24 protein-coding genes are annotated in these 22,602 nt (G+C 58.7%); 13 read left to right on the top strand and 11 right to left on the bottom strand.

What is annotated here, in order from left to right; all coding sequences use genetic code 11:
* Positions 1–82: 82 nt before the first annotated feature.
* Together QMX93_RS21790 and QMX93_RS21785 are read right to left on the bottom strand one after the other, a co-directional pair.
* On the bottom strand, positions 83–1,501 hold the full coding sequence (locus QMX93_RS21790; protein ID WP_282357923.1) for an MFS transporter: 1,419 nt from the start codon (positions 1,499–1,501) through the stop codon (positions 83–85).
* A gap of 125 nt (positions 1,502–1,626) precedes the next feature.
* Positions 1,627–2,067 carry a PACE efflux transporter gene (locus QMX93_RS21785; protein ID WP_053122973.1) on the bottom strand — a complete coding sequence of 147 codons (441 nt, stop codon included), beginning with the start codon at positions 2,065–2,067 and terminating at the stop codon, positions 1,627–1,629.
* 121 nt (positions 2,068–2,188) lie between these two features.
* On the opposite strand from QMX93_RS21785, the gene QMX93_RS21780 reads away from it, so the two are divergent.
* Positions 2,189–3,061, top strand: coding sequence for a LysR family transcriptional regulator (locus QMX93_RS21780; protein ID WP_282357922.1), 873 nt, complete (start codon positions 2,189–2,191; stop codon positions 3,059–3,061).
* A gap of 121 nt (positions 3,062–3,182) precedes the next feature.
* Here the strand turns inward: QMX93_RS21780 and QMX93_RS21775 are convergent, their stop codons facing one another.
* On the bottom strand, positions 3,183–4,214 hold the full coding sequence (locus QMX93_RS21775; RefSeq protein WP_282357921.1) for a LacI family DNA-binding transcriptional regulator: 1,032 nt from the start codon (positions 4,212–4,214) through the stop codon (positions 3,183–3,185).
* 215 nt (positions 4,215–4,429) lie between these two features.
* On the opposite strand from QMX93_RS21775, the gene QMX93_RS21770 reads away from it, so the two are divergent.
* Together QMX93_RS21770 and QMX93_RS21765 are read left to right on the top strand one after the other, a co-directional pair.
* On the top strand, positions 4,430–4,963 hold the full coding sequence (locus tag QMX93_RS21770; protein WP_212543865.1) for a gluconokinase: 534 nt from the start codon (positions 4,430–4,432) through the stop codon (positions 4,961–4,963).
* A gap of 82 nt (positions 4,964–5,045) precedes the next feature.
* On the top strand, positions 5,046–6,401 hold the full coding sequence (locus QMX93_RS21765) for a GntP family permease (protein ID WP_159812783.1): 1,356 nt from the start codon (positions 5,046–5,048) through the stop codon (positions 6,399–6,401).
* A gap of 163 nt (positions 6,402–6,564) precedes the next feature.
* On the opposite strand, the gene alaC is transcribed toward QMX93_RS21765, so the two are convergent.
* Entirely contained in the window at positions 6,565–7,782 is a 1,218-nt protein-coding gene (gene alaC, locus QMX93_RS21760; RefSeq protein ID WP_159812781.1) for an alanine transaminase, read from the bottom strand.
* 138 nt (positions 7,783–7,920) lie between these two features.
* Between alaC and QMX93_RS21755 the strand changes: the two genes are divergently transcribed.
* From QMX93_RS21755 to QMX93_RS21745, 3 genes are all read left to right on the top strand, one after another.
* Complete coding sequence (locus QMX93_RS21755; protein WP_053122961.1) at positions 7,921–8,583, top strand: LysE family translocator; 663 nt, start codon at positions 7,921–7,923, stop codon at positions 8,581–8,583.
* A 67-nt stretch (positions 8,584–8,650) separates the two neighbouring features.
* Entirely contained in the window at positions 8,651–9,145 is a 495-nt protein-coding gene (locus QMX93_RS21750; protein ID WP_282357920.1) for a GyrI-like domain-containing protein, read from the top strand.
* 121 nt (positions 9,146–9,266) lie between these two features.
* Positions 9,267–9,755 carry a GNAT family N-acetyltransferase gene (locus QMX93_RS21745; RefSeq protein WP_282357919.1) on the top strand — a complete coding sequence of 163 codons (489 nt, stop codon included), beginning with the start codon at positions 9,267–9,269 and terminating at the stop codon, positions 9,753–9,755.
* Positions 9,756–10,028: 273 nt separating this feature from the next.
* On the opposite strand, the gene QMX93_RS21740 is transcribed toward QMX93_RS21745, so the two are convergent.
* The gene (locus QMX93_RS21740; RefSeq protein ID WP_282357918.1) at positions 10,029–10,514 is read right to left on the bottom strand and encodes a GNAT family N-acetyltransferase; all 486 of its coding nucleotides are present in this window, start codon (positions 10,512–10,514) and stop codon (positions 10,029–10,031) included.
* 141 nt (positions 10,515–10,655) lie between these two features.
* On the opposite strand from QMX93_RS21740, the gene QMX93_RS21735 reads away from it, so the two are divergent.
* Genes QMX93_RS21735 through QMX93_RS21725 form a run of 3 tightly spaced genes read left to right on the top strand, consistent with a single transcriptional unit; the run spans position 10,656 to position 12,700 of the window.
* The gene (locus QMX93_RS21735) at positions 10,656–11,081 is read left to right on the top strand and encodes a nuclear transport factor 2 family protein (RefSeq protein ID WP_282357917.1); all 426 of its coding nucleotides are present in this window, start codon (positions 10,656–10,658) and stop codon (positions 11,079–11,081) included.
* A gap of 40 nt (positions 11,082–11,121) precedes the next feature.
* Positions 11,122–11,466: a YciI family protein gene (locus QMX93_RS21730; RefSeq protein WP_053122952.1), complete on the top strand. Its 345-nt coding sequence runs from the start codon at positions 11,122–11,124 to the stop codon at positions 11,464–11,466.
* A complete protein-coding gene (locus tag QMX93_RS21725) occupies positions 11,459–12,700 on the top strand; it encodes an RNA polymerase sigma factor (RefSeq protein ID WP_282357915.1) in 1,242 nt (413 codons plus the stop codon). The genes QMX93_RS21730 and QMX93_RS21725 overlap by 8 nt, the downstream gene beginning before the upstream one ends.
* A gap of 326 nt (positions 12,701–13,026) precedes the next feature.
* On the opposite strand, the gene QMX93_RS21720 is transcribed toward QMX93_RS21725, so the two are convergent.
* Entirely contained in the window at positions 13,027–13,881 is an 855-nt protein-coding gene (locus QMX93_RS21720; protein WP_159812766.1) for a LysR family transcriptional regulator, read from the bottom strand.
* 89 nt (positions 13,882–13,970) lie between these two features.
* Between QMX93_RS21720 and QMX93_RS21715 the strand changes: the two genes are divergently transcribed.
* Positions 13,971–14,408, top strand: coding sequence for a multidrug/biocide efflux PACE transporter (locus tag QMX93_RS21715; RefSeq protein ID WP_212543856.1), 438 nt, complete (start codon positions 13,971–13,973; stop codon positions 14,406–14,408).
* Positions 14,409–14,558: 150 nt separating this feature from the next.
* On the opposite strand, the gene QMX93_RS21710 is transcribed toward QMX93_RS21715, so the two are convergent.
* The gene (locus QMX93_RS21710) at positions 14,559–15,317 is read right to left on the bottom strand and encodes an SDR family oxidoreductase (RefSeq protein WP_282357914.1); all 759 of its coding nucleotides are present in this window, start codon (positions 15,315–15,317) and stop codon (positions 14,559–14,561) included.
* A gap of 121 nt (positions 15,318–15,438) precedes the next feature.
* On the opposite strand from QMX93_RS21710, the gene QMX93_RS21705 reads away from it, so the two are divergent.
* A complete protein-coding gene (locus QMX93_RS21705) occupies positions 15,439–16,335 on the top strand; it encodes a LysR family transcriptional regulator (RefSeq protein WP_282357913.1) in 897 nt (298 codons plus the stop codon).
* A gap of 145 nt (positions 16,336–16,480) precedes the next feature.
* Here QMX93_RS21705 and QMX93_RS21700 read toward each other — a convergent pair whose 3' ends face one another.
* Together QMX93_RS21700 and QMX93_RS21695 are read right to left on the bottom strand one after the other, a co-directional pair.
* Positions 16,481–18,094 (bottom strand): inorganic phosphate transporter, encoded by a 1,614-nt coding sequence (locus QMX93_RS21700; RefSeq protein ID WP_212543853.1) that lies wholly within the window; start codon positions 18,092–18,094, stop codon positions 16,481–16,483.
* A gap of 344 nt (positions 18,095–18,438) precedes the next feature.
* A complete protein-coding gene (locus tag QMX93_RS21695; protein ID WP_212543852.1) occupies positions 18,439–19,461 on the bottom strand; it encodes a transporter in 1,023 nt (340 codons plus the stop codon).
* Positions 19,462–19,668: 207 nt separating this feature from the next.
* Here QMX93_RS21695 and QMX93_RS21690 point away from each other — a divergent pair, with 207 nt between their 5' ends.
* A complete protein-coding gene (locus QMX93_RS21690) occupies positions 19,669–20,109 on the top strand; it encodes a hypothetical protein (protein WP_212543851.1) in 441 nt (146 codons plus the stop codon).
* Positions 20,110–20,366: 257 nt separating this feature from the next.
* On the opposite strand, the gene QMX93_RS21685 is transcribed toward QMX93_RS21690, so the two are convergent.
* Both QMX93_RS21685 and QMX93_RS21680 read right to left on the bottom strand, forming a co-directional pair.
* Complete coding sequence (locus tag QMX93_RS21685) at positions 20,367–20,672, bottom strand: PepSY domain-containing protein (protein WP_282357912.1); 306 nt, start codon at positions 20,670–20,672, stop codon at positions 20,367–20,369.
* Between the two features lie 156 nt (positions 20,673–20,828).
* Positions 20,829–21,956 (bottom strand): glycerophosphodiester phosphodiesterase, encoded by a 1,128-nt coding sequence (locus tag QMX93_RS21680; protein WP_282357911.1) that lies wholly within the window; start codon positions 21,954–21,956, stop codon positions 20,829–20,831.
* Positions 21,957–22,176: 220 nt separating this feature from the next.
* Here QMX93_RS21680 and QMX93_RS21675 point away from each other — a divergent pair, with 220 nt between their 5' ends.
* Positions 22,177–22,503, top strand: a complete 327-nt coding sequence (locus QMX93_RS21675) for a DUF2025 family protein (RefSeq protein ID WP_159812749.1) — start codon at positions 22,177–22,179, stop codon at positions 22,501–22,503.
* Positions 22,504–22,602: the final 99 nt, after the last annotated feature.

The following is a 22,602-nucleotide window of genomic DNA, read 5'->3' as shown; positions in this document are numbered from 1 at the left end:
GCGATCTTTTGATCCTGATCTTTTAAATTCAGATCAAAAGATGAGGATCAAAAGATCGCAGCGTGCCGCAGCTCCTTCAGGATCAGGCAATGTTTTCCAACGCCAGATTACGCGTGCGCGGGCCGAAATAACCGATGGTCAGCATCACGATCAACATGCTGCTGGCAATGAACGCCAACACGCCGGGCGTGCCAAAACTGTCGAGAAAAAAGCCGATCAGCAGGCTGCTGAACACCGTCGACAAACGACTGAACGAATAGCAGAACCCCACCGCACGGGCGCGAATATTGGTCGGGAACAACTCGCTTTGGTACGAGTGATAACTGAAGCTCAGCCAGGCGTTGCAGAAGGTGATCATCACCCCGCAAAAGATCAGCCCGAAGGCACTGGTCTGCAGCGCGAATAACGTACCGAAGGTCATCGCACCGAGGGCGGAGCCGACGATCTGCCATTTGTTCTCGAAACGGTTGGCGAACTTGACGAACAGCAGCGGCCCGAGCGGGTAGGCGAGGGTGATGATGAAGGCGTACATCAAACTGTGCGTAACGCTGACCCCCTGGCCGGACAGCAGCGCCGGCAACCAATTGCCGAAACCGAAAAAACCGATTGCTTGAAAGACGTGGAAGACGATCAGCATCAAGGCGCGGCGGCGATACGGTGGTTGCCAGATGTCGGCGAAACGACCCTTGCCTTCAACATCGACCGACACTGTTTCCGGCGTATCCAAGGGCTGGCCATGATCCTTCTCGCAGCGTGCCTCGATGTTATCGAGAATCCGGCTGGCTTCGTCGAATCGACCGTGCTGCGCCAACCACCGCGGCGACTCCGGCAGACGCTTGCGCAACCACCAGATAAACAGCGCAAATACCGCGCTGGCCAACACCACCCAACGCCAGCCGGACACACCGAACGGCGCTTGCGGCACCAGCCACCAAGACATCAACGCCACTGCCGGCACCGAGAGAAATTGCACGAAAAACGCGAAAGCGAACGCGGAACTGCGCATGCGTTTGGGCACCAGTTCCGAGAGGTAAGCGTCGATGGTCACCAATTCGATGCCCAAGCCGATGCCCACCAGAAAGCGCATGCAGATGATGCCCAGCGCCGAACTCTGAATACCCATCAACACCGTCGCCACGGTGTACCAGACCAGCGCGAAAGTGAAGATTGCGCGGCGACCGAAGCGATCCGCCAGCGGGCTGAGCAGGCTGGCGCCGAGGAACAGGCCGAGAAACGTCGCCGAAGCGAACGCCGCTTGATCGGAAAAACCGAACACGCCCTGATTGCCGGTGGCGAAGATGCCGTCGCGGATCAGTCCGGGGCTGATGTAGGCGGTCTGGAATAAATCGTAGAGTTCGAAGAAACCACCGATCGACAGCAGCGCCACCAATCGCCAGATCGTCGCGACAGCGGGGAGACGGTCGATACGGGCGGAAACTTCGGCAGCGCGGATCGGGTCGATGCCGTCGCTTTGCGCGGCGGCGGGGGCGTGTGCAGTCATGGGCAGATCCATTTTTTATTGATGGAAAAGCTTAGCCTGCTATCGGAAACCACGGATTGTGAAGATCAGCGATTTGCGCCGGCAAACCGCTGATTTCTTGCAATATCTGCTTACGAATTAACGATTTATGCCGCAGCCGCCGAATCCGGCAGCGCCGAGGCCGGCAAACCGAAAATCCGGTCGAACAGCCAGTTGAATGCGAAGGTGTAGCACGGGATAAAAATGATCAGCGCCAGATCCAGCAGAAAGGCCTGCACCAGGCTGATGTTCATCCACCAGGCAATCAACGGAATCAGGAACACGATCAAGGTCAACTGAAAACCGATGGCGTGGGCGATGCGGCGTTTCACCGTGCGCGTGCGCGATACCTGACGGCTTTCCCAGCGCTCGAACAATGAGGTGTAAATGAAGTTCCAGGTCACGGCGATGGTGGTGATGATCACCGCCAGTGGCCCGGTGCTGCCCGGCGAAGTCCCGGACAGCAGCGCCAGACCGAGAGCGGAGAAGGTCATGCCGATCACTTCGTAGAGCGACACGTAGACCAGTTTGCGTTTGACGCCTTGCATGGGAATTGCCTCTTTCTTGCCGTTTGTTGGCCAGCGGGACTGGCGAAGGCGACGAAAGATAGCTTCAATAGGGCTGACAGAAAAAGTCAGTAGCTTTCAGTTTTGGTGATAGGTAGATGAAGTGAATTTCAACAGCGACAGCATCGAGTTGTTTCTTGCGGTGATTGAGCGCGGCTCTTTTTCGGCGGCGGCTCGGGCATTGGGTCGGGTTCCATCGGCGGTGAGCATGAGTATTGGCAACCTTGAGGCTGAACTCGGTTATCTGCTGTTTGACCGCAGCCATCGCGAGCCACAACCCACAGCAATGGCGCTGTCGTTGGTGCCGCACGCGCGACTGATCGCCGAGCAACTCAAGCAACTGCAAGTGCACGCGGTGGAGTTGTCGTTGGGGCTGGAGAGCAAGTTGTCGATTGGCGTGGTTGCGGACATTGATCGGCGGCGTTTGCTGGCGGCGATCAAGGTGATTGCTGAGCGTCATCCGCTGCTCGACATCGAAGTGCTGACCGCGCCGCAGGATGACGTGCTGGCGATGCTGCACAGTGGTCGTGTCAGTGTGTGCCTGGCGTTCGCCGGGTTGAGCATGAACGTGCTGGAGCGTTTTCAGTTCGTCGGCAGCGAACGGATGATCGCCACGCTGGCGGCGGACAGCCCGTTGTTGCGGGGGCAGGATTTGTTTCTGGAAGATCTGGTGCATGTGCGGCAGATCATCGTCGCCAGTCGCGACTTGCCGATCAGCGAGACGCGGCCGTTGGTGGCGGAGTCGTATTGGCGCACCGACAGTCTTGAAACGGCGATGGAGATGGTTGAGGCGGGATTGGGCTGGGGCAATTTTCCGTTGTCGGTGGTGCAATCGCGACTGGACAACGGCCGGCTGAAACGCCTGAATTTCCGCAACATCGAAAACGGTCTGGTGATGCCGGTGCACGCGGTGTGGCTCAAGAGCCAGCCGCTACAGAAAGGCGCACTGGCCCTCGTTGACCTGTTGAGTGGTTGATCGTTCCCACGCTCCGCGTGGGAACGCAGCCCGGGACGCTCTGCGTCCCTTCACCGCCGAACGCGGAGCATCCGTTGAGGCATTCCCACGCAGAGCGTGGGAATGATCGGATTGCGAAGCGTCAGGTACTTTCGCGAATTTTCAGTTCGAAGCCCATGTCTTCCACCGGGCGCGCGACCGAGTTGCCGGCCATCAACGTCAACATCTGCTCCGCCGCGCGCCGCCCGATCGCCTCACGTGGGGTGTTGATGCTGCTCAAGCGCGGCACCATGTGTTCGGACATCGGCAAGTCGTTGAAACCGAGAATCGCCACCTGCTCGGGAATCTTGATGCCGTTGCGCAGCGCTTCTAATAAAGCACCCTGCGCCAAATCGTCGTTACCAAAGAAGATCGCATCAACATCCGGATGCGCCGCGAGCAACTGCAAAAACAATTCCCCACCCAAGCCCACCGACGAAGCACGCGGCGTCAGCACTTCCAGATCCGGGTCGTAACGCCCAGCCTTCTGCAGTGCTTTGCGGAAACCCTCACCGCGCAACAACGTACGTTGATCGAGTTGCGCGCCAATGTAAGCAAGACGCTTGCGCCCACGAGAGAGCAAATGCTCAGCCGCCGTTTCCCCGGCACTCAGCTGCGAAAACCCGACGCAATTCACCCCGGCAGCGCTGTCCAGTTCCATCATGTACACGCAAGGAATGTTGCTCGCCTCAATCATCCGCCGCGAACTTTCCGTGCGATCAAACCCGGTCAGCAGAAACCCGCGCGGCTGATAGGCCATGTAGTTGCGCAGGAGGTTTTCTTCTTCATCGCGGGAATAGTGGAAGTTGCCGATCAGTACTTCGAAGCCCTTGGGCGTGAGCACCCGATGAATGGCTTCCAGCGTGTCGATAAACAAAAGGTTGGACAACGATGGCACCAAAACCACCACCGAATGGCTCTGCGCCGAGGCCAGAGCGCGGGCGGCAGGGTTGACCACGTAGTTGAGTTCGAGGGCGGCTTTGCGGACTTTTTCTACCAGTTCGGTGGCCACGGTGCTGACCCCACGCAAGGCGCGGGAGGCGGTAATCGGACTGACACCGGCCAGGCGGGCAACTTCATTCAGGGTGGGACGGCCGGTGGTGCGGGTATTTTTATCGTTTTTAGGGGGGGTCATCGACGGCTTGCCAAACAAAAATCAAGGCACTAAGGTAGCGCTGTCCTGATGCAGCTGTAAATGCGTAAGCGAGGTCCTGCCTGATCTTCGCTTTTTGGCGTTGGGCGCAAACCTGCTGCAACCCAAAAAAACGACAAGAAGGCGTCGGCAACTTCTGCCTGTGCACTAGAGTCATAGCTAGCAAAGGTAGCGCTGTCTGCGCGCTGAGGTGTTATATGAGTCATCCCATCACCGCCCTGGTCATCATGGGCGTTGCCGGTTGCGGCAAGACGTGCGTCAGCGAGGCCCTGTGCCAATTGAGCGGCGCCACTGCCATTGAAGGCGATACTTTTCATCCGGCCGCGAACATCGAAAAGATGAGCGCGGGGATCCCCCTGAACGACGACGACCGCGCCGGCTGGCTCGACAGCCTGTGCGTCGAACTGCGTCGCGTCGATGCATCGGGCAAACGCCCGGTGCTGACCTGCTCGGCCCTCAAACACAGTTATCGCGAAGTGTTGCGCAGTGCCTTGCCGGGCCTGGGCTTCGTGTTTCTTGAATTGACCCCTGAAGTCGCCGCTGAACGTGTGTCCCACCGTCCGGGCCACTTCATGCCGGCCACGTTGATCGAAAGCCAGTTCGCCACCCTCGAATCGCCCAAGGGCGAGCCGTTGACCCTGGCGCTGAATGCTTCGATCCACAGCGTTGAAGAACTGGCGTCGCAGGCTCACGTCTGGTGGCAGGCCCACGGTCTGAAACAGGCGGTATGAGTGTGTTGAAAGAGATAGCGCTGTCCTCACGATTTCTGTTTAACCCGCTTTAATAACAACAACAATCCAGGAGACACCCCCAATGTTTGGCATGTCCCACGACGCGTTTCTGCTGCTTGATGCAGTGGTCACCGTGATCGGACTGATTGTCCTGATCACCAAGTTCAAGCTGCACCCGTTTATTTCCCTGACCATCGCTGCCGCGTTCCTCGGTCTGACCTCCGGCATGCCGATCGGCACCATCATCAAAGCGTTCCAGGACGGCTTCGGTGGCGTGCTCGGTTTCGTCGGCATCATCCTCGCGCTGGGCACCATGCTCGGCAAAATGATGGCTGAATCGGGCGGGGCGGATCAGATTGCCCAGACCCTGATTCGTGCGTTCGGCAAGGACAAAGTCCAGTGGGCGATGATGTTCGCCGCGTTTCTGGTCGGCATCCCGCTGTTCTTCGAAATCGGTTTTGTTCTGCTGATTCCACTGGTGTTCATCGTGGCGCGCCGCACTGGCGTGTCGATCATCAAGATCGGTATCCCGCTGCTCGCCGGTCTGTCCGCCGTGCACGGTCTGGTGCCACCGCACCCGGGCCCGTTGCTGGCCATCGGCGTGTTCGGCGCGGACATCGGTAAGACCATTCTTTATGGTCTGATCGTGGCGCTGCCAACCGCGATCATTGCCGGTCCGATCTTCGGTACCTTCATCGCCAAGCACATTCCGGGTCACCCGAATCAGGAACTGGTCGATCAACTGGCCCGTGAAAACGATGACTCGGCGAGCCTGCCGAGCTTCGGTATCACCCTGGTTACCGTGCTGCTGCCGGTGTTCCTGATGCTGCTGAAAACCTTCGCCGACGTCGCGCTGCCGGACGGTCACTTTTTCCGCACCTGGATGGACATGATCGGTCACCCGATCTCCGCACTGCTGCTGGCGTTGCTGCTGTCGCTGTACACCTTCGGTCACAAACAAGGCATCGGCTCGCAACAGATGCTCAAGTGGCTGGACGCAAGCCTGGCGCCAACCGCCGCGATCATTCTGATCATCGGTGCGGGCGGTGGCTTCAAGCAGATGCTGGTGACCAGCGGCGTGGGCGACGTGATCGGCCACATGGCGGTCAGCGCGCAAATCTCGCCGATCCTGCTGGCGTGGCTGGTGGCGGCGGTGATCCGTATCGCGACCGGTTCGGCAACGGTTGCGACCATCACTGGCGCGGGCATTGTGGTGCCGGTGGTGGGGATGATTCCGGGCGTTAACCGTGAGTTGCTGGTACTTGCGACCGGCGCCGGTTCGTTGATCCTGTCGCACGTGAACGACGCCGGTTTCTGGCTGGTGAAGCAGTACTTCAACATGACCGTGGCCGAGACGTTCAAGACCTGGACAGCGATGGAAACCATCCTGTCGGTGGTTGCGTTGGGCTTCATCCTGCTGCTGTCGCTGTTCGTTTAAGCGCTTCTCGCAGACACAAAAAAACCGCAGCGATGCGGTTTTTTTGTGGGTGATCGTTCCCACGCTCTGCGTGGGAATGCCTCAATGGACGCTCTGCGTCCGCTTTGGGACGCGGAGCGCCCCGGGCTGCATTCCCACGCGGAGCGTGGGAACGATCAGTGCGTCAGGCGGAGGTTTTCGGGGCCAGGCCATCGGCACGGAACATGCCGCGAATGCCGCGCACAGCTTGGCGAATGCGATCCTGGTTTTCGATCAGCGCAAAGCGCACGTGATCGTCGCCATACTCACCAAATCCCACCCCCGGCGAGACGCAAACCTTCGCTTCAGCCAGCAGTTTCTTGGCGAATTCCAGCGAACCCAGATGCGCATATGCCTCGGGAATCTTCGCCCAGACATACATCGATGCCTTCGGATTCTCGACCATCCAGCCCAGTTCATGCAGGCCTTTCACCAACACATTACGACGCTGACGATACTGCTCGGCGATGTCGCGCACACACTGCTGATCACCTTCCAGCGCCGCGATCGCCGCGACTTGCAGCGGGGTGAAGGTGCCGTAGTCGTGGTAGCTCTTGATCCGCGCCAAGGCGTTAACCAGTTCCGGGTTACCGACCATGAAACCAATGCGCCAGCCCGCCATGTTGTAGCTCTTGGACAGGGTGAAAAACTCCACCGCGATGTCCTTGGCGCCCGGCACTTGCATGATCGACGGGGCTTTCCAGCCGTCGTAGACGATGTCGGCGTAGGCCAGATCGTGAATCACCAGCACATCGTATTGCTTGGCGAGGGCGATCACCCGTTCGAAGAAATCCAGTTCCACGCACTGCGCAGTCGGGTTCGACGGGAAGCCGAGGATCATCATTTTCGGCTTCGGAATCGAGCCGCGAATCGCCCGTTCCAGCTCATCGAAGAAATCCACACCGGGCACCAGCGGCACAGAACGCACTTGGGCGCCGGCAATCACTGCACCGTAAATGTGAATCGGGTAGCTCGGGTTCGGCACCAATACGGTGTCGCCCTGATCGAGGGTCGCCAGCATCAAATGCGCCAGGCCTTCCTTGGAACCGATGGTGACAATGGCTTCGCTTTCCGGGTCGATATCGACTTCGTAGCGTTGCTTGTACCAGTTGGAAATCGCCCGGCGCAGGCGCGGAATGCCCTTGGACGTCGAGTAACCGTGGGTGTCTTCGCGTTGGGCCACTTGTACGAGTTTTTCGACAATGTGCGGCGGCGTGGCCCCGTCGGGGTTGCCCATGCTCAAGTCGATGATGTCTTCACCACGACGACGCGCGGCCATCTTCAGCTCGGCGGTGATGTTGAAAACGTAAGGGGGGAGTCGATCTATGCGCGCAAAGCGGCGCGGCGAACCTTGTTCGGCCATTGTTGCCTCGGATAACGTAAGCGCCCGGAACCGTCCGAGCGACGCTGGTCACTGCGGTGACCTGTGGCGGAAGATAAGGTCAGTGATGGCATACTGTCCAGCCCGTTTGTTAACAAATTTTTCCAAGGAAAATGGTTGATGGAATTCACCAGCGGCTTCTTGCTGAGCCTTTCGCTGTGCCTGGATATCGGCGTGGCCAACATCGCAATGATCACATTGGCGATGCAGCGCGGTTACTTTCAAGGCTTCGCGCTGGGCCTTGGCACCTGCGTCGGCGACCTGATTTATGCGGTGCTGGCGCTGGCCGGGATGACCGTCCTGCTGCAATACGAAAGCGTGCGTTGGGTGCTGTGGATCGGCGGTTCGGCGCTGCTGATCTACTTCGCGGCGAAGATGATTTACTCGGCGATCCATCACGAAGCGCTGCTGGCCGAGACGGCGGAGGTGGGGCAGAACTCCCATCGCAAGGAATTCTTTCGTGGGATTTTTCTCGCCATGTCGTCGCCGAGCGCGATTCTTTGGTTCGCTGCGGTGGGCGGCACGCTGATCGCCCGCTCCGGTGGCGGTGGCCCGCTCAGTTCGGCGCTGTTCCTCGGTGGTTTCCTCTGCGCCGGGCTGCTCTGGTCGGCCGGTTTGTGCTTTGCTGCCAGCCACGGTGGCAAGCTGTTGGGCGACAAGCTGTTGCGCTATTCCTACATGGCATCTGCAGCGATCTTCTGCTATTTCGCGGTCTACGTGATCGTATCCGGCTACAATGAATTCGTCGGTTCCGGTGCCGTCGAGCAGTTGCATTCGCTGTAACCGTGCGAAACGGGTTTGGCTTTCTATACTCCCAGCCGAACCCCTTTTTTGTGCCAGGAGTCGAGTCATGGATGAGCAAACACGCGTCGAAGTGGCTGAACCTCGCTTCGAACATGGACACTTCCTGCTGATTGCAGGATTTGGCGATCGATTTAGCCAAGACACCGCCAAGGACATCCCGGCGCTGTGGGAGAAATTCCTGCCGCACCTGGGACGAATTCCCGGGCAAAAAGGCGAAGTGACCTACGGCGTCTGCTGCAATTTCGACGGCAAGGGCGGCTTCGATTACATCGCCGGCGTGGAAATCACCAAGCTCGACGAACTGCCGCAGGACGTCTATCGCTGGGTCGAAGTGCTGCCCCGTCAATACGCGGTGTTCGAACACAAAGGGCCGCTCGATCAGTTGCCGCAAACCCTGCAATACATCTACAAAACCTGGTTGCCGACCTCTCACTACGTCGAGCTGAATGCCCCGGAACTGGAGCGTTACAGCGCCGATTTCAACCCGCGCCTGCACACCGGCAAACTGGAAATCTGCGTGCCGGTTGATACCAAGGCCTGAGCCCACAGGGATGAGGCGGATCAAAGGATCCGCCTCATGCGTTTGCGCCGTGTGCGGATCGATATGCCCCCGCGATTCCTTTATGCTTTCGGCACTTTCTTCTGCTGATTTCCGAGCCGCCATGAACACCATCATCCGCAACGTCACCGCCGCCGACCTGGATCGCTGCTACGCCATCGAAACCGTTGCTTACGAAGGCGACGAAGCCGCCACCCGCGAGAAAATCGCCACGCGTATCGCCACCTGGCCGGAAGGCTTTGTCGTGGCGGAAGTGGATGGCGTGGTGGCGGGTTTCGTCAATTCGGGCGCGGCGTTTGATGTGCAGATGTCGGACGAGGCGTTCAAGGAGCTGATCGGCCATGACCCGAAAGGGCCGAACGTGGTGATCATGTCGGTGGTGGTGCACCCGGATTATCAGGGGCAAGGGTTGGCGAAGCGTTTGATGGCTGAATTTATCGAGCGTATGCGCGGGATGGACAAGGCGACGATTCATTTGATGTGCAAAGAGAAGCACATCCCGTTGTATGCCGGGTTTGGCTTTGCCTACATCAAACCGTCGGAGTCGGATCACGGCGGCATGGCGTGGCACGAGATGATCCTGACCCTCTGACAACACCGCAAAACCCATGATCGTTACCACGCTGATCGTTCCCACGCTCTGCGTGGGAATGCCTCCCGTGATGCTCTGCGTCACGACTTTGGGACGCAGAGCGTCCCCGGCTGCATGCCCACGCAGAGCGTGGGAACGATCATCAAAAACCCTTGTGGGAGCAGTGGTGTGTTCACGCCATGTGTCAGAAAGGGCGATCTGCTTGCGCACCGCCCGCTCATGCGGCAGTCAGTAAATCGCTTCCAGCGCTTCGACTGAGTCGATCATCCTTACTTAGAAAACCAGCCCCATGCGCCGTTCATAACCGATCCGACCCTTGTACGCTTCGCCGCTGTCGACGTAGCCATGCTTTGCATACAGCGCAATCGCCGCGTCGTTATCCGCGTCCACCGACAACTCCAGCCCTTTGATCTCCGGCCACGCCTGACGCGCGACCTCGGGCAGCGCTTGCAGACACGCCTTGCCATAACCCTTGCCCTGCGCGCGGCGATCAACCTGCAATGCGTGCAAGGTGGCGCTGTGTTCATCAGCCCAGGCCGGCAACACGGGCGGGCGCTTGAGCAGCAGAAACGCCACCGGCACTTCATTCGCCAGCAAAGCAAAACCCTTTACGCCGGGGCCGGGTTTCGACAACAAGGTGTGCAACGCACCGTGAATATCGCCGGAGAACTTGATCTGCTCGGCATGGATTTCAATCGCCTCGACTAGCTGACGCTGCAAAGCATTCAGGCTGTCGTACGGCACGAGTTGGGCTGACACGGGAATTTCCTTTTTCCTACAAAGATAAGCCTCGGATTCTAGCGATTTTGGCCTCAGTGGAAATTTTTTGTTTCGCCTGTCGATCTGCCGATCCACCAAGCGACTAAGGGTGTCTTCACAACAAAAACCACGGAGAACACCATGAGCGCACAAAGTGATATCCAGACCCTGATCAACACCTACCGCGACGCCGTGATGAAAAAGGACGTAGAGAAAGTCATGGCGCTGTACGCCGACGACATCGTCTCGTTCGACGCGATCAAGGCCCTGCAATTCAAGGGCAAACCGGCGTACCGCGAACACTGGGTCGCGTGCATGGAAATGTGCCCCGGCCCGCACATTTTCGAATTCCATGAAATCGCCATCGAAACCGCCGACAACATCGCCTTCGCGCACTGGGTGGCTAACTGCGGCGGCACCAATGAAAAAGGCGAAACCCAGAGCTGCTGGATGCGCGTCACCGCCTGCTATCGGCAGGTCGGCGGGGCGTGGAAAATCGCTCACGAACACTGGTCGGCGCCGTTCGATCCGATGAGCGGCGCGACCCTGTTCGATGTGCAACCCTGATCTTCAGCCATAGTTGATCCGTCCGCTTCAGGAGAACGCCATGAAGTATTTATGCCTGGTCTACAGCGATGAGCGCTTGCTGCATTCATCGCCCGACAGCCCGGAAGACGCCGAGTGCTGGGCTTACGCCGAGTCGATTCAGGGCAGTGGGCGGATGGTTGCCGCCGAGGCGCTGGAGTCGGTGCAGACCGCCACCACGGTGCGTATGCGCAACGGCAAAGTGTCGATCACCGATGGCCCGTTCGCGGAAACCAAGGAGCAACTGGCCGGTTTCTACCTGATCGACGCCAAGGATCTCAACGAAGCGATTCAGGTCGCCGGCAACATTCCGGCGGCGCGGGTCGGCAGCGTTGAAGTGCGCCCGGTACGGCAGTTGAATGTCTGAGGTTCGGGCGCGGGTCGAGCAGGTCTATCGCGAAGACTCGCGGCGGATTCTGGCGACGCTGATTCGCCTGCTGGGTGATTTCGACCTCGCCGAAGAAGCCTTGCACGAGGCGTTCTTCGTCGCCGTCGAGCGCTGGCAGCGCGACGGCGTGCCGGACAATCCGCGCACCTGGCTGGTCTCGACCGGGCGCTTCAAGGCGATTGACGTGTTGCGCCGCCGTGCCCGCTTCAAAGCTTCGCAGCCAATGTTATTGGCGCAACTGGAAGAACTCGAACAGGCCGACTGGAGTGGCGAAGACGTGGAAGACGATCGTCTGCGGCTGATCTTCACCTGTTGCCACCCGGCGCTGGCGGCGGATGCGCAAGTGCCGCTGACCTTGCGCGAAGTCTGCGACCTGACCACCGAAGAAATCGCCCGCGCATTTCTCTCGGCACCGGCGGCGATTGCCCAACGCATCGTGCGGGCGAAAGCCAAGATCCGTGACGCGAAAATCCCTTATCAAGTACCGAGCCTGAGCGAATTGCCCGAGCGCCTCGACAGCGTGTTGCGGGTGATTTATCTGGTGTTCAACGAAGGCTATTCGGCGTCGGTCGGCGCTGAACTGACCCGCGAAGATCTGACGCGTGAGGCGATCAGGTTGGGGCGGTTGTTGATGGAATTGCTGCCGGAGCCGGAAGTAATGGGGCTGCTGGCGATGATGCTGTTGCACGAATCACGACGCTCGGCGCGCACCTCGCCGAGTGGTGAACTGGTGCTGCTGGATGATCAGGATCGCGGGTTGTGGGATGCCGGGTTGATTGCTGAAGGTTGCGCGCTGGTCGAGCGCGCCCTGACCACGCGGCGGTTTGGGCCTTATTGTTTGCAGGCAGCGATTGCGGCGGTGCATGCCGAAGCGCCGACGGCGGCGGAGACGGACTGGGAGCAGATCGTTGGTTTGTATGACGTGCTGTTGCGGGCGGTGCCCTCGCCGGTGGTTGAGTTGAATCGTGCGGTGGCGGTGGCCAAGCGGGATGGGGCGTTGGCGGGGTTGCAGTTGATTGAAGGGATTTTGGCGCGGGGCGAGTTGCTGGATTATCACTTGGCGCATTCGGCGCGGGCGGAGTTTTGTCGGCAGTTGGGGCGGGTGGAAGAGGCGCGGGAGGCGTATTTGCGGGCGCTTGAGTTGACGCGGCAGGAGCCGGAGCGGCGGTTTATCGAGGGGCGGCTTTTGGCGTTGAAATTGCCCTCACCCTAGCCCTCTCCCGGAGGGAGAGGGGACTGATTGGGGGATGCTGTAGAAGTACACCGACCTGAAAAATCAACGGTGAATCCATAATCGACTCGAAATTTCAGGTCGATGTACGACGCAAGACACCGCGGTCGGCCCCCTCTCCCGGAGGGAGAGGGGACTGATTGGGGGATGCTGAAGAAGTACACCGACCTGAAAAATCAACGGTGAATCCATAATCGACTCGATATTTCAGGTCGATGTAAACCGCAAGACACCGCGGTCGGCCCCCTCTCCCTCTGGGAGAGGGCTGGGGTGAGGGGCTTTTGACCTAGGCCTGATCGGCCGCGCCGCTATTCCAACATCTTGTTCAACAACCAGCTCCCCGCCGGCCCCGGCGGATACAGCCGCGACCACAGTGCATCGACAAACACCGGTTTCGGCCAGCCACGCACTTTCAACTCCACCAGCAAATCATTGCCAAACCGTTGCGCCAGCCAACGCGGCAACGGCGCCCAGCCAAAACCCTTTTCGGCCATTTCCAGCAACATCAAATAACTCGGCGCCGACCACACCCGGCCTTTGCCACGACTGTCGTACGGATTAACGATGGTCGCCAGGCGCAGCTCGCGATGCAGTTCCAAGGTGTGTTGATCAATGTGCTCAAGCGTCGCCAATGGATGATCGCGATTGACGAACAAAGCGATTTCCGTGCGTTCGGCCACGGTCGAGGTCACCAGATCTGGCGGGTAGTTTTCCTGCATCTCTGCGAAGGCCAGATGTGCGCGACCGCGTTGCACCAGTTCAATCAAGTCATCGCATTCAGCGATCAAACATTCCAGCTCAAGATCTGGATAACGCTGCTCGAACCCGACCAATGCCGCTTCAAAACGATACGACTGATACGTGTCGGAAATCGCCACGGTCAGTTTTGGCTCGACGCCTTGGGACAACTGCCGCGCAGTCATTTCCAGACGACTGGTTGCCGCCAGAATCGCCTCGGCTCGTTGCAACATCACGTGGCCCGCGGGGGTGAGCGTCGGTTTGCGGCTGCTGCGATCGAACAGCACCAGATCCAGATCGATCTCAAGGCTGGCCACCGCCGCGCTGATGGTCGACTGACTGCGCCCGAGTTTGCGCGCCGCCGCCGAAAACGAACCTTGGGTCGCCGCTTGCACAAACGCCAACAGCACTTCTTGCGAGGCCATGAACTATCGCCTTGATCGATGGTTATTGGTTATGAAGTATCGGTGCGAGGGTAGATCATGGCAACCATCTTCACTCAAGGAGTCAGGCAATGACTGCCCCTAAATCCATCACTGAACGTATTTTCCAGGCCGTTGGTTTCGAACTGCTGGCCATTCTGATCTGTACGCCGCTGCTGGCGTGGCTGATGAAAAAACCGATGCTTGAAATGGGCGCGGTGACGGTGTTGATCGCGATGCTGGCGCTGGGCTGGAACGTGGTGTTCAACCGCTACTTCGACCGGGTGCTGGCGCGGATGAATGTTGCGCATAACGCTTGGGTGCGTGTGGTGCATGCGCTGCTGTTCGAGGGTGGCTTGATCGTGATGGGCGTGCCGCTGATTGCGTGGTGGTTGTCGGTCAGTTTGTGGCAGGCGTTTTTGCTGGATATCGGCGTGCTGCTGTTCTTCCTGCCGTACACCTATGTTTATCACTGGGCGTACGACGTGCTGCGCGAACGCTTCATGACCCGTGGCGTTTGTGAGGGTTAATTAAATTCGTCAATCATGGCAAACCCCTGTGGCGAGGGGATTTATCCCCGTTGGCCTGCGCAGCAGGCCCATCTTTTCTGGATCAAAAGAGGGGGCGCTGCGCACCCCAGCGGGGATAAATCCCCTCGCCACAATGGATGGGTGTCAGGTTTAGAGGAACATCCCGCCGGAGGCTTCAACCCGCTGCCCATTGATCCATTGCGCACCCGGCGACAGCAACAACGCCAGCGCCCCGCCAATATCATCCGGCTGACCGGCGCGTCCTAGCGCAGTGTTTTCCGCGACCATCGCATTCACTGCCGCATTATCGCGAACAGTCCCGCCACCAAAATCAGTTTCAATCGCGCCTGGCGCCAACGTGTTCACAGCAATCTGCCGCGCGCCCAGCTCTTTCGCCTGATAACGAGTCAGCACTTCAATCGCGCCTTTCATCGCCGCATAAGCACTGGCGCCCGGAATGGTGAAACGCGCGAGGCCGCTGGAGATATTGATGATGCGTCCGCCGTCGTTAATCAGCGGCAAGAGTTGCTGCGTCAGGAAGAACGGCCCCTTGAAATGCACGTTCATCAGCATGTCGAATTGCTCAACCGTGGTCTCGGCGAAGCTCACGTGCAGACCGACCCCGGCGTTGTTGATAAGGAAATCAAAACGCTCGCGTTCAAATTGTTCGCGCAGCGCTTGCTCAACCTTCGCGCCGAACTCGGCAAAGCTGTCACTGCGACCGACGTCCAGTTGCAGCATCACCGCTTTGGCGCCGAGTTTTTCCAGTTCGACGACCAGCGCCTGCGCTTCATCCGCGCGGCTGTGGTAAGTGCCGATGATGTCGACACCTTGGGCGGCGAGGTGCAGGGCGGCGTTTTTGCCGAGGCCACGACTGGCGCCGGTGATCAATGCGATTTTGCGGTTCATGGGACTTCCTCGATGCTGGTGAGTGGTGATGGAACTCAGTTTATTTGTCCGCCGATAGGTGATAAACAGACTGAAATCGGAATCACTGATCGGCTCAGCCGAACAATCGTCAGGTGCTCACATGAACAAACTGGAACTGCTGCGCACCTTCGTCCGGGTCAGCGAACTGTCGAGTTTTACCCTCGCCGGCGAGAGCCTTGGCCTGCCGCGCTCTACCGTGTCCGAACATGTGCAGGCACTCGAAACACTGGTCGGCACGCGTCTATTGCAGCGCACCACGCGCAAAGTGCAGGCGACGCAAGATGGACTGGTGCTGTACGAACGCAGCAAGGATCTGCTTTCGCACATGGACGAGATTGAAGGGTTGTTCCGCCAGGACGAGGCCTCGCTGACCGGGCGTATTCGTGTCGACATGCCGAACATTCTGTCGCGACGTCTGGTCATGCCGCTGTTGCCTGAGTTCATGGATCGTCACCCAAATCTGGAACTGGAAATCAGCAGCACCGACCGCCGCGTCGATCTGCTCAGCGAGGGTTTTGATTGTGTGGTGCGCATTGGCGCGCAGCCGGATCAATCGGTGGTCGCGCGGCATTTGGGCGATTTTTCGATGATCAACTGCGCGAGCCCGGCTTACCTTGAACGCTATGGTGTGCCGCAGACGCTGGAGGATCTGGCGCAGCATCGGCTGGTGCATTACGTCGGCGTATTGGGTTCGCGTTCGGAAGGGTTTGTGTACGAGGAGGGTGGTGAGGTTAAGCGTTTGCCGATGGCGGGCAGTGTGACGGTTAACAGCACGGATGCTTATGAGTCGGCGTGTCTGGGCGGGTTCGGTTTGACCCAAGTGCCGCGCTCGGGCATGAAACCGCATTTGGATAACGGCGAACTGGTGACGGTGTTGCCGCAGTTCACGGCGCCGTCGATGGCAATTTCATTGTTGTATGCCCGGCAGCGACATTTGCCGTTGCGCGTGCGGGTGTTTATGGATTGGCTCGGCGATGTGATCCGCTCAACCCTCTAACCCACACCTTGCACTCAAACCTCACTGGATCTCTATCTGAAACGGCTACCTGTAGGAGCTGCCGCAGGCTGCGATCTTTTGATCTTTAAAAACAGGATCAAAAGATCGCAACCTTCGGCAGCTCCTACAGGGGAATTGTTGTGGGTCAGAAGATTTGGGTGAACAGCCAGTAGAGGCTGCCGGACAGCAGGATCGCCGCCGGCAACGTCAGCACCCACGCCATCAGCAAATTGCGGATGGTCTTCATCTGCAACCCGCCACCGTTGGCAACCATCGTCCCCGCCACACCCGACGACAACACATGCGTCGTCGACACCGGCAAACCGAACATATCCGCCGCGCCAATGGTCAGCATCGCCACGGTTTCCGCCGACGCACCCTGAGCATACGTCAGGTGCGTCTTGCCGATTTTTTCACCCACCGTCACCACAATCCGCTTCCAGCCAACCATGGTGCCCAGCCCCAGTGCGATGGCCACGGCGATCTTCACCCACAGCGGAATAAACCGCGTGGCATTGTCGATCTGTTGCTTGAACAGTTGCAGTTTGCTGCTGGTGTCGGCGTCGAAATTGCCGACCTTGTTCTTGTCCATCAGGCGAATACTTTCGCTCGCCAGGTACATGTCGTTACGCACGTTGCCCATGGCTTCGGCCGGGACTTTCGCCAGCGAACCGTAGCCCCTGACTTCTTCGCCGATGTGCCCGGTGAGGGCGGCGAGGGCGGGGATCAGTTGCGGCGTGGCTTCCTTGCTGCGCACGTAATCCGAAAGGATTGGACGCGGATCAGCCGGCGCCGGCTGCGGTGCACTTTTCACCAGCGCTTGCTGGGTGACTTGCGCCACAGCGGCGAACTGCAGCGATTGTTCCTCGGGCATGGTGCGGTTCAAGGCGTACGCCATCGGCAGCGTGCCGACCAGAATCAACATGATCAGGCCCATGCCTTTCTGGCCGTCGTTGGAACCGTGAGCGAAAGACACGCCGGTGCACGTGGCGATCAGCAAACCGCGAATCCACCATGGCGGCGGCGCGTTGCCTTCCGGTGCCTTGTACAGCGAACGATTCTTCACGAACGCGCGCAGCGCCAGCAGCAACAGCGCGGCACAACCGAAACCCACCAGCGGCGACAGCAGCAGCGCGTAACCGATCTTGGTCGCCTGCGCCCAATCGACACCGCTGGTGCCGTCGCGGCCATGCATCAAGGCATTGGCCACGCCGACGCCGATGATCGAACCGATCAGCGTGTGCGACGAAGACGCCGGCAAACCCAGCCACCAAGTGCCGAGGTTCCACAGGATCGCGGCGATCAGCAGCGCGAAAATCATCGCGAAACCCGCCGACGAACCGACCTGCAGAATCAACTCAACCGGCAGCAGAGCGATGATGCCGAACGCCACCGCGCCGCTCGAAAGCAGCACACCGAGAAAGTTGAAAAAACCCGACCAGACCACCGCGACATTCGGCGGTAGCGAGTGGGTATAGATCACCGTCGCGACGGCGTTGGCGGTGTCATGGAAACCGTTGACGAACTCGAAACCCAGCGCAATCAGCAGCGCGACGCCGAGCAGCAGAAACGGCGTCCACGTGGTGACGACCGTGCCGAGTTCGTGCATGTCGTGCATCAGGCTGTAGGCGGTGAACAGCATGCCCATCGCCAGCACGGCGAAAAAAATCACGTAGGTGAACGGGCTGGTTTTCTTGTCGAGGGCGGGCCTGCCGCTGGGGGCGGATGTGTGGCTGGCGGTCAGGGAGGGAGTAGCCATGAGCGGACAATCCTCAGCGAGGGAAGGAATGTCGCCCATGATCATTGCAGAATGTTACAGAGAGACTGCGGCAGATCAGTGTTTGGATGAATAGCCTGACCATTGATCTGTTGAGTCCATTCCTGAACTCTGAGGAATTCAGGTGAGCTTTTGTGGCGAGGGGATTTATCCCCGTTGGGTTGCGAAGCAGCCCCAAAACCATTCACCTCGGTGTATCAGCTCAACCGCGATCACCGGATTTACGACTGCTGCGCAGCCGAACGGGGATAAATCCCCTCGCCACAGGATCTTTGTCATCAAGATAGATTTCTGCAGCCACAATGGATCTGTGGTGGACACAGAGGTCAGTAATCACCCCTTTTACGAAACGCCCAGCGCCCCGCAATCACGGTAAACGTAGCCACCAGCGCCACCAATATCCAGAACCCTTCCGGATCCTGCGACAGTGGCACGCCGCCCACATTCATCCCGAAAAAACCGGCAATGATGTTGATCGGCAACGCCAGCACCGTCACCACGGTCAGGGTAAACAGCGTGCGGTTGCTCTGTTCGTTGAGGTTGGCGGCGATCTCTTCCTGGAGCAATTTGATCCGCTCACCTAACGCCGTGAGGTCGTTGATGATCAGCGCAAACTCTTCAGTGGATTTACGCAGCTCCTTGACGTCCTCCTTCTGCAACCACGGCGGCGGCCGATTGAGCAGACGCAGCAACGAACCCGGCTCCAGTGCCAACAGCCGTTGCAGCCGCACCAGCACCCGCCGATTGGCACCCAGTTCCGCACGGTTGGTCGACAGCTTTGAGGAGAGCAATTCATCCTCGACCTGATCCACACTCATGCTGGTCTTGCGCACGATTTGCGTCAGCACCTCGCCCTGATCCCGCAACAAATGCACGAGCAGTTCCGACGGTGAACGAAAGCGCTCGCCAGCCTTTACCGACGAACGCAATTTATCCACCGAGTGCAGCGGTTGCAGGCGCGCGCTGACGATCAATTTGCTGCGCACGCAGACCCACAATGTCGACACGTCCGACGACACCATGCTGCTGAGGTTGAACACCACATCGTTGACCACCGCCAGCAACGCCGAATCGACATGCTCGATGCGCGTCGACCGCGAGCCTTCATGCAACGCCTCGAAAAACTCTTCAGGCAATTGCAGATGACTCTTCATCCAGCGCTCGCACGCGGCGTGCGCGAGATTGAGGTGCAGCCAAAGAAATTCGCCGCTGTCGCTGTCGTCCTGCAAACAGCGTAATGCCGTCGCCGAATCTACTTCACGGCCACGTTCGCCGGGCAGAAAACGAAAACCGTAGAGCAGGCCAAACAGATCGGGATCGCGATGACTGATGTCGAGGCTGTGGTTCATGGAGGCTCGCTGCGGAGAGGGCGTCTGGCGTGGGGTTTACAGATTCACCTGCTCGGCATCTTCGCAATCGTGCGTGACGATTTTGTGACCGCTCGATGACGGGGTGACATGTACCGATTTCGATACCGTGTGGGTACACAGTCGATCTCAATTCATCGCGACCCTGGTCGATGACCGGTTATCTATCACCGGCATTGGAGTATTTCCATGGTCAGCATCAGCTCTGTTTCGATCAATCAGACTGTCACTACGTCCACCAGTAAAACCACGATCAACGACGTTGGCGACGACACCACCACCGCCGCGACGGCAACTGCGAGTGCATCCGGCGATGCGCCGAAAGCGGCGGGCGGCGCGGCACCGGCGGGGGATAGCAGTTCCAGCAGCAGTGAAGAATCGGATTCGGTGAAGGAGCTGCGCAAGCAGATTGCCGAGCTGCAAAAGCAATTGCAGCAACAGCAGCAGGCGCTGCAAGCGGCGCAGGCGAAGCAGGAAAGCGCGGACGCGAAAGCGGCGGACGTGGCGGCAGCGCAGGCGCAGATCACCACGACGTCGGCTTCTTTGCAGACGGCTACGGCGTCGTTGTTGCAGGCGTTGCAGGATTCGGGGTCGAGTACGTCGGGGGCGTTGGTCAGTACTTCGGCGTGATGGCTTTTCCCCTCACCCTAACCCTCTCCCGGGGGGAGAGGGGACTGACCGAGGTGTTCTTTTAAGGTTCACCGACCTGAGATTTCGAGCCGTACTTTGACTTTGAAAAGCTCACGATTTGCTCCCTTTCCCCCTCGCCCCCTTGGGGGAGAGGGCTGGGGTGAGGGGGTAAAATCCCACCGTCGACAAATCTCTCAGACCAAACACAAAAAAGCCGCACGATCTTTCAATCGTGCGGCTTTCGCTAGTGCGCTGTATCAGTGGTCTTGCTTGTTGCTCAGCACTTTACCGGTAGTGGCGTCGAAGTCGACATCCCACTCAGTGCCATCGGCCAGTTTCAGTTCAACTTCATACTCATAACCATTGAAGTGGTTATCGAGATCGGTGTCAGTGATGGTCGCACCCGGGTGCAGTTTCAACGCTTCAGCGTTCATCGATTCCAGCGACTTGATCTTGCCTTCCTTCACCAACTGAGGGATCTGGTCGACGCGAACATCAGCTTGGGCCAGGCCAGCAGTCAGGGTCAGAGCAGCGGCAGTAAACAGGGCAGTCAAAGTTTTCATCGGTTCAATCCTTTAGTGGTGTGTCTAATTGGGTGAGCTGTTTAAGTGAGTTCAGGTTAACCAGCGCAACTTAACTCACCCTTAAAAACTAGCACCGCCAACAAACAGCTCTTACAGGAGCGAGCCTGCTCGCGATGCAGCCAACTCGATCGCCGCTCAATAACCGTTGTTCTTCAACACCTGATCAACACTGCCGGCCGCCGGACGCTTATAGAACTTCAACAGTTCGCTGGCGCGGTTGGTGAAGATGCCGTCGACACCCGCCGCCATCACTTTCTCGAAATCCACCGGCTCATCGACGGTGTAAACGTGAACGAGCATGCCTTGATCGTGGGTGTATTTATTCATCCACGGTTGCACCAGATCCGAATAGCTTTGATCGCCGCTGTTGGTCAACTTCGCTGAAGGGCCGGTGCCGATTGCACCCTGAGCCTTGGCGTAGTCGACCCACTGCTTGAACTCGGCTTCAGACTTCGGTTCCTGTTTGCCGTAGAAAACGTTTTTGTCCTTCTCGCCCGACTCGGCAAAGGTCACTTTCGACTTCGGTTCGATGCTGCCTTCGCCGACCCACAACAGGAGAATTTTCGGCACTTGCGGCATTTCTTTTTCCAGCAGTTCGAGGCTGTTTTTCTCGAACGTCTGCAGGATCACTTTGCCTTTACCCTGACCCACGCCCAACGGGCTCTTCGCCAGTTTCGAACCGGCCGGGCTCAGCCAGCCGCGATCCTGCAGTTTTTCCTTGAGGTCATGCTCGATGCCAGGGAACAGCTGCGGCTCTTTGGTTTCGATGTATAGGCCTGGCTTGTGGTGCGGGTTGGCCTGGGCGATGTTGATGATTTCGTCCAGGGTCAGAATTTTCAGCCCGGCATAAGAAGGACGCGCGCGCTCCGGGTACTTGGCGTTGAACCAGCTGCCGGCGTCGAGGGTTTTCAGTTCGGCCATGGTGAAGTCGTTGGCCGGGCTGTCCTTGCGATCCGGGAACTTGCTCGCGACGTCGGTGGTGCGCTGCAGGTTGTTGTCGTGCAGGGCGAACAGCACGCCATCCTTGCTGCGCTGCAAATCCATTTCCAGATAATCAGCGCCGAGATCGCGGGCCAGTGCGTAGGAGGCGGCGGTGGATTCCGGAGCATCGAAGGACGCGCCACGGTGAGCGATCACCGCCGGGTGCGGGATGCCATGCGCCCCGGCCACGGCGTCGGGATTGCTCTGGCTGGCGGCGTGCGCCTGACCGAGTCCGAGCAACAGGCTCAGCATGAGGGCGCTTTTGGTGAAAGTGGCGGGCATGTTCGAGATCCTTTCGCGGGTCTGTTTCAAAGACGTACCTTTTAACAACTGAATCGATTGCGTGCTATCGCCAGACCGACATAAATGTATTAAAACCGAATTTTCCTACAATTCTGCTCGCCAACTGCAGTACGCTTGCCCTCGGCAGACGCCCCGGCAGAGGGCGCGCCGCTCTGTTGTCCTGCGTGTAAACCATTGATCACTTATCGTGAGGTTTACCATGCGCATCACCTCCCAACTCATCTGCCAGGCTGCCGACGACCTCAAGGGTTTTGTTGGCCTCAATCGTAAAACCGGTCAATACATCGTGCGTTTCAGCGAAGATTCGTTCGGCATGGACGTCGCCGATGACGGCATTATTCCGACCAGCGAATTCGTCTGGGCGCCGGCGACCGAGCAGACCATGACGCTTAAACGTGAGCTGATTCAGTTGCTGCTGGATCAGCATATCGATGAGCGGATCAACATTACCGAGCCGTTGCGGGTGTATATGCAGAAGGTTGAAGTGCCGGAGATTGTGGCGGTGCGGAGTTTGGTGCGGGGTTGAGATTTTTGGTGACTGAGAGGGCCTCTTCGCGAGCAAGCTCGGCTCCTACAAGGATTGGTGGCGCTCGCAAATCTTTTGTAGGAGCCGAGCTTGCTAGCG

The organism is Pseudomonas sp. PS01303 (assembly GCF_029959385.1).
GTDB classification, from domain to species: domain Bacteria; phylum Pseudomonadota; class Gammaproteobacteria; order Pseudomonadales; family Pseudomonadaceae; genus Aquipseudomonas; species Aquipseudomonas rustica.
The sequence above is the reverse complement of the archived record's forward strand: the minus strand, read 5'-3'. Positions and strand labels throughout refer to the sequence as shown.